The organism is Acidocella sp. (assembly GCF_035535915.1).
Taxonomy (GTDB): domain Bacteria; phylum Pseudomonadota; class Alphaproteobacteria; order Acetobacterales; family Acetobacteraceae; genus Acidocella.
The window spans coordinates 1-11,809 of the sequence record NZ_DATLPB010000063.1 but is presented as its reverse complement, the minus strand read 5'-3'; the positions used below and the strand labels follow the sequence as shown (position 1 = coordinate 11,809).

Below are 11,809 nucleotides of genomic sequence, written 5' to 3'. Positions count from 1 at the left end.
TTGTCGCGCATTCGGAACATCCTGCAACTGACATGGAAGGAGATGATCAGCCTTCGGCGCGACACATTCATGGTCATTTTCGTGATTTACTCATTTACGTTCGCCGTCTACAGCCAAGCCACCGGCATATCGCAGGAACTGGCCGATGCGTCCATCGCGGTGGTCGACGAGGACCACTCCGCCCTCGCGCATCGCATCACCGACGCGATCATGCCGCCGCTTTTTCAGAACCCCGTTGCCCTCGCGCGTGACGAAATCGATCCGGCGATGGATCGTGCGCGTTTCACTTTCGTCGTCGATATTCCACCCGATTTCGAAGCCGACATACGGGCCGATCGGTCGGCAACGGTCCAGGTGCTGGTCGACGCCACGGCGATGATGCAGGCTGGTCTCGGCGCCAGCTATCTCAACACCATCATCCAAACCGAGGTCAGCAAATTCCTCGAGAGCGTCGCTCCCGCGGCAAGGCCGTCCGTCGCCGTCCAGATTCGCGCCGCCTACAATCAGGGGCTGATCGGATCCTGGTTCACCGGCACAATGGGTATGCTCAACAACATCACGATGCTTTCGGTTTTGCTATCCGGTGCCGCGTTGCTGCGCGAACGTGAGCATGGAACGCTCGAACATCTTCTGGTGATGCCTTTGGGGCCAACGGAGATCATGGTGTCCAAGGTGCTGGCGAATGCACTGATCATCATCACGGTTACCGCCGCCTGCATTTATGGAATGTTGCGCGGCGTCATTGGCCTTCATGCCATGGGTTCCGTCGGTTTGTTTCTGTTCGGAACATTGCTCTATCTGTTTTTTGCCACGTCACTGGGGATTTTTCTCGGCACCGTCGCGCGCACGATGCCTCAGCTTGGCCTCATGTTCATCCTGCTCGTGTTACCCATGAACCTACTTTCAGGGAGCAACACGCCCGTTGAAAGCATGCCGCCCTGGATGCAGACCGCGGTGCAGATTTTTCCCTCCACGCATTTCGTCTCCTTCGCGCAAGCCATTCTGTTCCGCGGCGCGGGACTCACGGTGGTCTGGACGGATTTCCTTATTGTTTTTGCGATTGGCCTCTTCTTTTTTGTCGCCAGTTTCGTGAGATTCCGCTCCTTTCTGGCCGCTCAATGACGGATTTCACGAAAACGGCGGGTCGATCAGCCCGTCGACAGGGGAGATCACGATGACAGCATTGCCGGTTGGCCGGCGCCAGAGCATGGGCACGGACCATGTCCAGACACGCGGGTTGAGACGCACCCGTTTGGTGACGCGCCGCCAGTTCCTCATGGCGTCCGCCGCGATTGCCACCTCCTGTTCCGGCTGCACGCTGGTCGGCCCAAACTTCAAAACACCCGAGACCCCCGTGGCCCCGGCCTATCTCGATGCGGGCGGACAGCCAATGTCGGCAAAGGAGCCCGACCTTCGCAATTGGTGGAACGTCTTCGACGACCCCGCCCTGCGCCAACTTGAAGCGCTGGCCTATGCGCAGAACCTCACCCTGCAATCGGCTGGGGCTCGCGTGCTTGAGGCGCGCGCGGAACTCGGCATCGCCACTGGCAATGTCTACCCGCAGGTGCAGGCGATCAACGGCAGTCTGAGCTACAACCGTCTCAGCCACCAGGATATCTACTCAGCGGCAGCGCCGTCGGAAGATTTCTGGCGGGCGACCTTGGGCCCTGAACTGGTCTGGGAGCTCGATTTCTGGGGAAAATTCCGGCGCGGCGTGGAGTCGGCGACCGCCGCCTATCTCGCCTCGGTCGCCGGCTATGACGATGTCTTGGTGAGTCTGCTCGGAAACGTCGCCACCACCTATATCGGGATCAGGACTCTGCAAACGCAGATCGCGATCGCCCAGTCCAATATCAAAACACAGCGCCACGCACTCGGCATTGCGCAAACTCGCTTCGACGAGGGCAGCACCACGCGGTTGGACGTCTACCAGGCGCAGGACGTGCTGGCCTCGACCGAGGCGCAATTGCCGCAACTCGCGACACAGCTGGCACAGGGAAAGAACGCGCTGCTGGTGCTGCTGGGGATGGCGCCGCAAACCCTGGACCCGATCCTGGACGAGTCATCAGGGCTGCCCACGCCTCCCGATAACGTGGTCGTCGGCATGCCCGCCGACCTTCTGCGCCGACGCCCGGACGTTCGCGCGGCGGAACTGTTGGCCGCGGCGCAGAGCGCCCAGATCGGCATCGCCAAGGCAGATCTCTACCCGGCATTTTCGCTCTTCGGCTCGGTCGGCCTCGCGGCCACCGATGCGCCCCCCGCAAGCCTCTCCGACTTCTTCACCTATAAGGCGGTAAGCTTCTCGTTCGGTCCCTCCTTCCATTGGAACATCCTCAACTACGGGCAAATTACCAACAATGTCCGGGTCCAGGACGCGCGCCTGCAGGCACGCCTGATCGACTACAAGAACACGGTGTTGACGGCGCAGGAAGAGGTCGAGAACGCAATCGCGAGCTTTGTCTTCGCAGGGCAGCAAGAAAATTTCCTGCGGCGCAGCGTCAAGGCGACGCAGGGCGCGCTGAACCTGGCGCTCATTCAGTACCATGAAGGGCTTGTGGATTTTACGACCGTACTGACGACCGAGCAGAACCTGCTGCAAGCAGAAACGAACCTCGCGGCCGCGATGGGCACGCGCGCATCCAGCGTTGCCCAAATCTACCGGGCTCTGGGCGGCGGGTGGGAGATCGCGGATAACCAAGGATTTGTAAGCCCGGCCACCAGCGAAGAGATGAGGCAGCGGACCAATTGGGGAAATTTGTTGCCACCGGAGGGCCGGCCCAATCCCGCAATCCCGACGACTGGATTCTGGCACAATATGGGCATCGGTCCACCCGAGTGGTAGTGCCGAAAGGCTCGTAAAAACGCCGTGATGCTCCAGCTTCGTTGCGGCGAACTGGGTAGCAGGAAGTTGACATAGATCAATTACCGGAACTCATTTCGGGGCAACAACTTACCGCAGTCGATATTCAGCGGAGGTCATGGCCAATGTCGCTCCGACGGACGCCAGTCATCCAGGTTCGCGACAATGCCGCAACTCATTATCTCTCTCCACGGCCTCGGAGAGTGCCACCTGCGGAACAGTCAGAAATTCCGGTCTTGAGCGCCATCAACGCCGTTTCCGATCCATTCGCCATCGCCGATCAGTCCAGCCGAATCGTGCTGCAAAACGCCCATTGGGCAACCCTTGTCGACGCCCGAAACGCGTCAGACACCGATAATGATCACGCTTTTCTGCGGCACTTTGGCGTTGTCGACGGGTCATTACCGAATCTTTCCGCCACGGCAAAAAACTTGCGCGAGCTATTTTCCGGTGAACGTCAGTCATTGTCGATCCTGCACAAAATCACCGATGGGCGTAGCGAACTCTGGCTGCAGATGAATGCCTCCAGCATTCGAGATCTTCCCGGCCACGTTGCCATCATCCATCGAAACATAAGCGATCTCCGCCAGGCGCAATGCGATATAAGCCGCCTTTCCTCGGCGTTGCTCGAGGTCACGGATGCCGAACGCCAGCGGATTGCCCGCATGATCCACGACACCACGGCACAGCATCTTGTGGCGTCAAAACTCTATCTCGAGAGGGCACTCAGTGACATCGTGAAATCGGGAAACGTTTCCGAATGCGGTGTGAAAGCATTGGAGCATCTTGAACGCTCACTCCGCGAGATCAGGGCATTCAGCTACCTTCTCTACCCGCCCGACCTCGGCGATGCCGGGCTGGCCAAACTCGTCCGCTCGTTTTTGAATGGCTTCGTGGAGCGCACGGGGATCCAGGTCGCCTGTGACGTTGCCGTGGGGCTTCCGCCAATGTCGCCCGACGCGAAACAAGGGGTGCTTCTGATCGTACAAGAGGCATTGACGAACGTATACCGGCACTCGGGCAGCGATGCGGCTGTCGTGACCATGAAGCCAGATGATGACAAGCTGGTTCTGGAAATCGCGGATTACGGACGACAATGCCCGGCAGTCTCCATGAAAGAGAAACTTTCAACGCGACCCGGCGTAGGCATTGGCAGCATGCGCGCGCGGGCGGTTCGGTATGGTGGCAGCCTGTCGATCCAATGCAACAAGCATGGCACCATTTTGCGCGCGGTATTTCCTGCCGCGGGTTTAACGGGAGCCGCGAACACCGCTTTGCCTTGAAACGGAGCCAGATCAATGGCCAACGATCGCGGCGTCACCATTAATCCGGCGCGCGCAAACGCACTACCAGTGCGACTTTCCCGAACCCGGCAGGCAACGCGCAACATGGACGGCGATGTCATGAACGAAAGACCATCCGGTTCGCATCAGGACGTGCCCAGGCGGGTCCGTATTCTTATCGCCGATGACCACGACATCGTTCGCGAGGGGCTCCGGAAAATACTCGATGGGCACGCGCATTGGGTGCTCTGCGGTGAGGCGCAGAACGGCCGCCAAGTCGTGAACCTCTGCCAGGAGATGAAGCCGGATATCGCCATTCTTGATATCAGCATGCCGGAACTCAACGGGGTCGACGCCGCCCTGCAGATACGTAAGGTCAGTCCCGCCACGGAAATCCTCGTATTCACCATGCACGATTCCGAGCATTTGGTTCGAAGCATGTTGGCCGCAGGGGCGCGCGGCTATTTGCTGAAGTCAGACCCGGCGCAGACTCTTATCGAAGCCGTCGCCTCGCTCGCCGCCCATCGCCCCTATTTTAACGCGCATGTGAGTGAAACCATTCTCAGCGGCTATCTGCATGCCATGGCGCAGGAGATGCCTTCGTCACCTGAACGTGGCGCCTCGCTCACCGGGCGCGAGCGTGAGGTCCTTCAACTCCTTGCCGAAGGCCGGCCCAATAAGGAGGTCGCCCGCCGTCTCGGCATCGGGGTGAAGACCGTTGAGACGCACCGCTTTGCGATCATGCGCAAAATCGGCGCGAACTCGATTGTGGATGTCGTGCTCTTCGCCATACGCAACCACATTGTAGATTGTATGAATCCAGGCGCGTGATCGGCTCCATACATTCCATAGGCACAATATCGGTATACAACCTTGGTTTGATAAATCAGCTCGACACCTCCCTCGGTCCAACGCGGAGAGACGTCGGATCTCAGAGGGTCCCGGGAGCATAGGGGGCTAAAATTCAGTCTCGGCTCAAACCTGTCACTGATCAGATTCGTTTCACTTCGGACAAACGTTAGAATTTTTCGCGCGCAACAGTTTCTGATTGCATCGAAATTCACAGCGTCGTAACATTATCAGGGAGGATTAAACAATGCGACAACTGGGTCAATTTGTCTTTCTTCTGTCACTCCCCTTTGCCACTCTCGTCCCCATGCGCAGCATGGCCGCGGTATCGTCAGACGATTTTCTGGTCCGCACCACCGGTCAGCTCGTGGCCCTGTGCACCGCCGCACCGTCTGATCCGTTGGCCGCGCCGGCGGTGAATTTCTGTCATGGCTTTGCCGTGGGCGTGGAGCGCGTGCTGCAGGAGCAAGACGCCGTCAATCCCGGCGCCAAGCCATTGTTCTGTCTTCCCGCAAAGGGGGTTTCGCGGAACCGGGCGCTCTCCGAATTCGTGCAATGGGTGTCAGCCGACCCCTCACGCACGTCGATGCCCGCTACGGATGGAGTCGCCGGGTTCCTGGCTGCAACCTACCCCTGCAGCCAGTAGACGATCTTATAGGGAGGTGGTTGCGATGAAGGCACTGCTCGCTCTCTCAATCTGCATCCTGATGCTGGCCGGCTGCGAGAATCTCACGCCGACCCAGAACAGGCTCCTTGGCGGCACGGCGGCGGGCGCCACCGGCGGCGCCATCCTCGGGGCGGTCGCCGGAAATGCGGGGCTCGGAACCCTCATCGGCGCGGGCGTCGGCCTCGCCGGCGGGGCGATTTACAATCACGTCAAGAACAGTGAGCAGCAATCGTACCAGGAGGGTTACACGGCGGGGCATTCAGGAGCGCCGCCGGCTCAATAGAGCCGCCGCATCACACCGGAAATGTAATTCTGATCGGCATGAGAGTGGACGACATAGGCTCTCGGCGGGGTTGCGCTAAAGAAACAGCGTCACATGAACGACGCCCGCCGCACGCCGGACTTTACTCTTCAAACCGCTCCGCCGCAGCACCGCCAACATGGGACCGTTCGTGGCGAGAATCTCGGCGGTCAATTCTTTCAGCTTGTTCTGCCGGGCTATGCTGATGAGATGGCGGAGCAGCAGTCCCCCCACCCCGCGTTTTTGGAAGTCCTCTTCGACCGTGAATGCAATTTCCGCGGTGCTCGGCGGGGCCTCCATGCGTGGCGCCGCATAGCTCGCGCCGCCGATCACGATTTCCGCATCACCCGTCCCGATCGTTGTCACGAGCGCAACATCGTAGAGAAAATCGGCGTCCGTAACGCGTTTCAATTCCTGATCGGTGATCTGCAACTTATGGCTAAAAAACCGAAGATAGATCGTATCCGGCTCAAGATTTGCGAATGCACGCCGAATTCTAGGGCCATCATCCGGTCGCACCGCCCGGACAATGACGCGGGTCCCGTCCTTCAGCGTCTCGGTAAAAATATAATTTTCCCGATCCGGCATGTTCCACCATTCGCTCCGCCACGCGCCGCGAAGCAATGCCCCATTGCTACCAGACCCGCGCCCCGCCCAGCAATGACTTTGATAAGGGGCGGCACGGCGGACGTCCGGGCACCGACCTCCTCTCCGCCCTCTCATTCTGGCGACAGAACTAACAAAACAGCAGCGCCGGAAATGGTCCCGGGCGCCCTCCGCCCTTTTCGTCGCTCATCGGCTCTGGAAAGAGGCGCAAACAACCATATCTCGCAGGTTACAAGAAATTATCAGGAGCAGAACATGGAACATCGTCGGCTTGGCCATTCCGGGCTGCGCGTGCCGGTATTGAGCTTTGGCACCGCAACCTTCGGCGGCTCTAACGAATTTTTCAAAGCCTGGGGCTCGACCGATGTGAAGGGCGCGGAACGTCTGGTCGATATATGCCTCGACCATGGTGTCTCCCTGTTCGACACAGCAGATATTTATTCCGACGGCATGGCGGAGGAAATTCTCGGCCAGGCGATCAAGGGCAAGCGCGAACACCTGCTCATTTCCACGAAGGTCACCTTCCCCACCGGAGACGGCGCCAACGATTTCGGCTCGTCGCGCCAGCATCTCATCAAGGCGGTAGAAAAAAGCCTCAAGCGCCTGCAAGTAGAGACAATCGACCTGTTGCAGTTGCATGCCCAGGATTACAACACACCGGTCGAAGAGACGCTCTCTACGCTCGACCAGCTCGTGCGCGACGGCAAGCTGCGCTATATCGGCGGTTCGAATTTCTCCGGCTGGCATATGATGAAATCCGTCGCCGTCTCAGATCGCTACGGCTATCCGCGCCATGTCGCACATCAGGTCTATTACTCGCTGCTGAACCGCGATTATGAATGGGAACTGCTGCCCCTCGGCCGCGACCAGGGCATCGGCGCGCTGATCTGGAGCCCGCTCGGCTGGGGCAAGCTCACCGGCAAAATCCGCCGCGGCCAGCCGGCCAAGCCCGGCACCCGCGCGCACGACATCGCCGGCACCGGCCCGCATTACGAGGAGGAACGGCTGTTCCGGATCGTCGATGCGTTGGACGAAGTTGCAAAAGAAACCGGCAAGACCATTCCGCAAGTCGCCCTCAACTGGCTGCTGCAGCGCCCGACGGTGAGCAACGTGATCATCGGCGCGCGTGACGAGGCGCAGTTGATCGAGAATATCGGCGCGGTCGGCTGGACTCTCACCCAAGACCAGATGAAGCACCTCGATGAGGCGAGCGATGTGCCGGCGGCTTACCCGGTCTGGCATCAGCGCGACACGCCGCAGCTGAACGAAGCCGGGCAGCAGTAAAAAGCAAAAAGAAAGCGCTACTTTTTGTGAACAAAAAGTAGCAAAAAAACTTTATGACTCTGGGCCATGGGCGGTATCGGCGACAATGCCCATGGCTCGGCATAACAAAAGTTTTTGCGCCGCTTTTTTCAAAAAGCGGCCACTTCCTTATGCCGCCGAATTCATCCCGATCAGCTTGGTGCCGCGCGACGGCAGCCACACCGTCACGGTCGTGCCCTTGCCCTCGACACTTTCGATCACCATCCGCCCGCGATGCCGGTTGACCACGTGCTTGACAATGGCAAGGCCAAGCCCGGTGCCCCCCACGGCGCGCGAACGGCCTTTATCCACGCGGTAGAATCGCTCGGTCAGGCGGGGAATATGCTCGCGCGCGATGCCCATGCCCTCATCGCTGACGCTGACCAGAACGCCGCCGGGCTCGAAGCGCGGATCGCTCGCCGCATGCGTGGCGACGAGCCGGATGCAACCGCCGGGCTTGCCGTATTTCAGGGCATTGTCGAGCAGGTTGGTGAAAACCTGCACCAGCTGGTCGGCATCGGCTGGCACAAGCGGCAGATCGGGCGGAATAGCCACCTCCATCCGCGTGGAATTCTCCTTGAGCATCGGCTCCATCCCGGCGACGATCCGTTCCAGCAGCGGCCGCAGCTCCAGCAATTCCACCGGCGGCTGATGCTCGGAAATTTCGATCTTCGACAGGCTGAGCAGATCCGCGATCATGCGTTGCATCCGCGCCGCCTGCTCGGCCATGATGCCGAGAAACCGCTGCTGTGCCGCCGGGTCGTCAGCCGCCGGCCCGCGCAACGTCTCGATGAAGCCGATCAGGCTGGCCAGCGGCGTGCGCAGCTCATGGCTGGAATTGGCGACGAAATCCGCGCGCATCTTCTCCAGGCTGCGCTCGCGCGTGCGGTCGGAGAGCAGCACGTAAACCGGGCCGCCCACCGGGATCACGGTTATGTCCAGGTCGCGCGGCACGGGCGCCGACACGGCGATTTTGCTGCGCACCGGCTGGCCGTCGCGCGCCTCCATCAGCGCCTCGCGCAACGCCGGGTGCCGCAGCAACGCCGCGGTCTCCATGCCGAACGCGGCCATCGCGCCGGCATTCCGCCACACCAGGTTGCCGCCGGCATCCAGCTTCAACAGCGGGTCCGGCAGGCGTTCCACCAACGCGCGGTCCTCCGCGGCGCTGCCCATGATCCGCGCGCGCGCGGCATGCTCGGCATGCACCAGACGGATCGCCTCCTCGCCGAGCGCGCGGATGCCCGGCACCAGCAGCGCGGTGTCCGCCGCCCTCTGCACGTCGTCTTCACTGCCGCGCAGGGCGCGGACCAGGCGGGTCAGCGTCAGCACTTCCCGCCCCAGCAGCGCGCCGAATCCCGCCGCCACCACGGTGCACAAGGCCCAGCCGATCAATCCGGGCAGCCAGTGCAGTTCTCCGAACGCCACCAGCAGCCCGAAGACAAGCGTGGGCAGCGCGCCTAGCGCAAGAAAGCTGGCAAAGGTCGCCGGCCAGGCCCGCTCGAACTGCCCCTCATCCATCAGCCGACCGGCGGCCTAAGCTGCGTGGGCGCAGGAGAGACAACGGCAGGTGTCTGGGGGGCCACCTGGAACACCGCCAGCCCGCGCTGCACCTGGCCATTCGGCGCCAACACCAAGGTGCCGTCGGTACCTGTGAAGCCGGCCGGCGCGGTCAGCACAGACGTCGTGTAGTTGCCCTGGGAGGCCGCCAGTTTGGCGATCGCCGCGGCGTCAAAGCCCAGATTGGCGATCGATGGCGCCGCCGCGCCATAGGTCGCCTGATATTTCGTATTGAACGCCGCCGCGGCTGCCGGGTCCGGCGCCGCATACATGGCCCCCAGCAGCACGGATTGATGCGCCATCTGCGTCGCCAGCGGCGCCCACAAAGCCGGCCCCAGAAACTGCACCTGCGGCTGGTTCACATCGTAATACGGCAGGAACGTCGCAAACTCCGCCAGCGTGTCGGCACGGGTGGCGCCGATGAACAGGGTGTTGAACGGCGGCGGCGGGATCTGCTGGTGTTCGAGCTGGCGCGCCTGCTCCCGCCCGGCCGCGGTGTCCAGATTCCGCGCCTGCCGGATCTCGTTTTCAATCTGCTCGCCGCGCGAGGAGAAGTCGGAAACCTCCCGCACCGCATGATTCACGCTGTTGAAATCCTGGTCGAAGAACACGATCTGCGGGCTCGGCTCGCTTAAGCGGGCGCTTTCCGCGCTGATGTCGCTGCCCAGCTGCCGGCCGAAATCGGTGTCGGGCAGCAATGCCGCCATTTGCGTGCGGCCTTGACCCGCCGCCACTTCCATCACCCGGTCCACCTGCTGTCGCGGCGAGATGCCCAGCGGCCAGATTCCGGGGGAGGCGACGCTGGAGTCATTGGTGAAGCTCAGCACGTTCACCCCGGCGCCCGTGGCAATCGGCGCCACGGCATGCGCCTCCGGCGACGTCAATGGCCCCAGGATGATCCCATCCCCCGCGGCGATGGCCGCCTGCGCCGCCGCCGCGGCGCCTTGCGGCGTGCCGCCGGTGTCGCGCACATCCAGGCTTGGCGACGCATCTGCGGGGAAGACGAGCTTCGCCGCATTTTCCAGGGCCTGGCCATAGGGCGCCAGCGGGCCGGTCAGCGGCACCAGCAATGCTACATTGCCGCTGGTTTTGCCGATCGCCGGCGCCGCGTTTTCCGGATGGGCCACGCCGCCGCTCGGCGGCGCCACACCCAGAAACTGCGCCGGGCCTTGACCTGCGCAGCCGGCAAGCGCCAGCGTGCCGAGCACAATCCAGGCTGGCCGATAAAACGATGAACGAACCGAAGACTCATGAATCAACGATGAGGCCCTCCTCTGCGGGGTCACGATTGGCGGCGGCCGCTCTTGTGCTGGTTTCCACTCCAATCGGCAACCTCAAAGATTTTTCTCCCCGCGCGCAAGAGGCGCTAGCCGCCGCCGACGCGATTTTATGTGAAGATACAAGGACCAGTAGCGTTCTGTTACGCGCTTATGACATACGCACGAAGCTGATCGCGCTGCACGAGCATAACGAGGAAGCGCGGATCCCCCAGTTGCTGGCGGCGATGCGCGACGGGGCCCATTACGCGCTGATTTCCGATGCCGGCACGCCGCTGGTCTCCGACCCCGGCTACCGTCTGGTCCGCGCCGCCATTGAAGCTGGCCTGCCGGTCAGCGGCATTCCCGGCCCAAACGCCGCGGTCCTCGCCCTCACCCTCTCCGGCCTGCCGCCGCAGCCTTTCCTGTTCGTGGGCTTTCTGCCGCCCAAGGCCGGGCCGCGCCGGGCCGCTCTGGAGCGCCTGCGCAACGCCGAGGCCGCCGGCCTGTCCGCGACCCTGGTCTTCTACGAGGCGCCGCACCGCCTGGCCGAAACCCTGGCCGACGCCACGGAAATTTTCGGCCCCCGCGCCGCTTCCGTGTGCCGTGAACTCTCCAAACATTATGAGGAGGTCAAGCGGGACACATTGCCCGCTTTGGCCGCCCATTACAGCGCCGAAGCGCCGCGCGGTGAAATTACCCTGGTGATCGGCCCCGCCACCGCCGAGCCGGCCACCGCGCAAACGCTGGACGATGCCCTCGAAAGCGCACTCGGTCAGATGAGCCTGAAGGACGCGGCCGCAGCGGTGGCAACCGCCACCGGCCTGCCGAAAAAACAGGTCTATGCCCGCGCGCTCGAACTGGGGCGAAAGGAAAAGTAAAGAAAAGAAAGCAGGCGCTTTTTGAAAAAAGCGCCGCAAAAACTTTTGTTATGCCGGGCCATGGGCTTTGTCAGCGCCAACGCCCACGGCCCAGCATAGCAAAGTTTTTGGGGCTGTCCCAGATCCTGAGCGGATCTAGGATGGTTTTATGGACCTAAGGTACTGTCGTTTAACGGAAAAACAGCAAGATCGTCTGGCTGAGTTTTTTGTGGCTGGCGTGACGGCACGTACGGCGGCGGATTTGCTG

The 11,809-nt window shown here is 61.7% G+C and carries 11 protein-coding genes and 1 pseudogene; 9 read left to right on the top strand and 3 right to left on the bottom strand.

All coding sequences use genetic code 11. From position 1 onward, the window contains the following. The 6 genes from VNC39_RS07115 (at position 1) to VNC39_RS07090 (ending at position 5,942) form a co-directional block, all read left to right on the top strand. Positions 1–1,122, top strand: a complete 1,122-nt coding sequence (locus VNC39_RS07115) for an ABC transporter permease (protein ID WP_325397589.1) — start codon at positions 1–3, stop codon at positions 1,120–1,122. A 115-nt stretch (positions 1,123–1,237) separates the two neighbouring features. After that, on the top strand, positions 1,238–2,842 hold the full coding sequence (locus VNC39_RS07110; RefSeq protein ID WP_325397587.1) for an efflux transporter outer membrane subunit: 1,605 nt from the start codon (positions 1,238–1,240) through the stop codon (positions 2,840–2,842). Between the two features lie 254 nt (positions 2,843–3,096). Next, a complete protein-coding gene (locus VNC39_RS07105; protein ID WP_325397585.1) occupies positions 3,097–4,143 on the top strand; it encodes a sensor histidine kinase in 1,047 nt (348 codons plus the stop codon). A gap of 15 nt (positions 4,144–4,158) precedes the next feature. After that, entirely contained in the window at positions 4,159–4,974 is an 816-nt protein-coding gene (locus VNC39_RS07100) for a response regulator transcription factor (RefSeq protein ID WP_325397583.1), read from the top strand. A gap of 265 nt (positions 4,975–5,239) precedes the next feature. Beyond that, the gene (locus tag VNC39_RS07095) at positions 5,240–5,638 is read left to right on the top strand and encodes a Rap1a/Tai family immunity protein (protein WP_325397581.1); all 399 of its coding nucleotides are present in this window, start codon (positions 5,240–5,242) and stop codon (positions 5,636–5,638) included. A 25-nt stretch (positions 5,639–5,663) separates the two neighbouring features. After that, positions 5,664–5,942: a glycine zipper domain-containing protein gene (locus tag VNC39_RS07090; RefSeq protein WP_325397579.1), complete on the top strand. Its 279-nt coding sequence runs from the start codon at positions 5,664–5,666 to the stop codon at positions 5,940–5,942. 75 nt (positions 5,943–6,017) lie between these two features. On the opposite strand, the gene VNC39_RS07085 is transcribed toward VNC39_RS07090, so the two are convergent. Beyond that, positions 6,018–6,548 (bottom strand): GNAT family N-acetyltransferase, encoded by a 531-nt coding sequence (locus VNC39_RS07085; RefSeq protein WP_325397577.1) that lies wholly within the window; start codon positions 6,546–6,548, stop codon positions 6,018–6,020. A gap of 273 nt (positions 6,549–6,821) precedes the next feature. Between VNC39_RS07085 and VNC39_RS07080 the strand changes: the two genes are divergently transcribed. Next, on the top strand, positions 6,822–7,850 hold the full coding sequence (locus VNC39_RS07080; protein ID WP_325397575.1) for an aldo/keto reductase: 1,029 nt from the start codon (positions 6,822–6,824) through the stop codon (positions 7,848–7,850). Between the two features lie 147 nt (positions 7,851–7,997). Here the strand turns inward: VNC39_RS07080 and VNC39_RS07075 are convergent, their stop codons facing one another. Continuing rightward, a complete protein-coding gene (locus VNC39_RS07075) occupies positions 7,998–9,386 on the bottom strand; it encodes an ATP-binding protein (RefSeq protein WP_325397573.1) in 1,389 nt (462 codons plus the stop codon). Beyond that, positions 9,386–10,684 carry a penicillin-binding protein activator gene (locus VNC39_RS07070; protein ID WP_325397571.1) on the bottom strand — a complete coding sequence of 433 codons (1,299 nt, stop codon included), beginning with the start codon at positions 10,682–10,684 and terminating at the stop codon, positions 9,386–9,388. Before VNC39_RS07070 ends, VNC39_RS07075 begins: the two co-directional genes overlap by 1 nt. Here VNC39_RS07070 and rsmI point away from each other — a divergent pair. After that, positions 10,657–11,562, top strand: a complete 906-nt coding sequence (rsmI, locus tag VNC39_RS07065) for a 16S rRNA (cytidine(1402)-2'-O)-methyltransferase (protein WP_408840323.1) — start codon at positions 10,657–10,659, stop codon at positions 11,560–11,562. The two genes, VNC39_RS07070 and rsmI, sit on opposite strands and share 28 nt — an antisense overlap. 148 nt (positions 11,563–11,710) lie before the next feature. Further along, positions 11,711–11,809 (top strand): annotated as a pseudogene (locus VNC39_RS07060) (IS1595 family transposase); the annotation flags it as partial.

What these genes read in the sequence shown, in the direction of transcription:
- VNC39_RS07100 (WP_325397583.1), top strand. Translation starts at nt 4,159, where the DNA reads ATGGCCAACGATCGCGGCGTCACCATTAATCCGGCGCGCGCAAACGCA.
- VNC39_RS07095 (WP_325397581.1), top strand. Translation starts at nt 5,240, where the DNA reads ATGCGACAACTGGGTCAATTTGTCTTTCTTCTGTCACTCCCCTTTGCC.
- VNC39_RS07090 (WP_325397579.1), top strand. Translation starts at nt 5,664, where the DNA reads ATGAAGGCACTGCTCGCTCTCTCAATCTGCATCCTGATGCTGGCCGGC.
- VNC39_RS07085 (WP_325397577.1), bottom strand. Translation starts at nt 6,548, where the DNA reads ATGCCGGATCGGGAAAATTATATTTTTACCGAGACGCTGAAGGACGGG.
- VNC39_RS07080 (WP_325397575.1), top strand. Translation starts at nt 6,822, where the DNA reads ATGGAACATCGTCGGCTTGGCCATTCCGGGCTGCGCGTGCCGGTATTG.
- VNC39_RS07075 (WP_325397573.1), bottom strand. Translation starts at nt 9,386, where the DNA reads ATGGATGAGGGGCAGTTCGAGCGGGCCTGGCCGGCGACCTTTGCCAGC.
- rsmI (WP_408840323.1), top strand. Translation starts at nt 10,657, where the DNA reads ATGAACGAACCGAAGACTCATGAATCAACGATGAGGCCCTCCTCTGCG.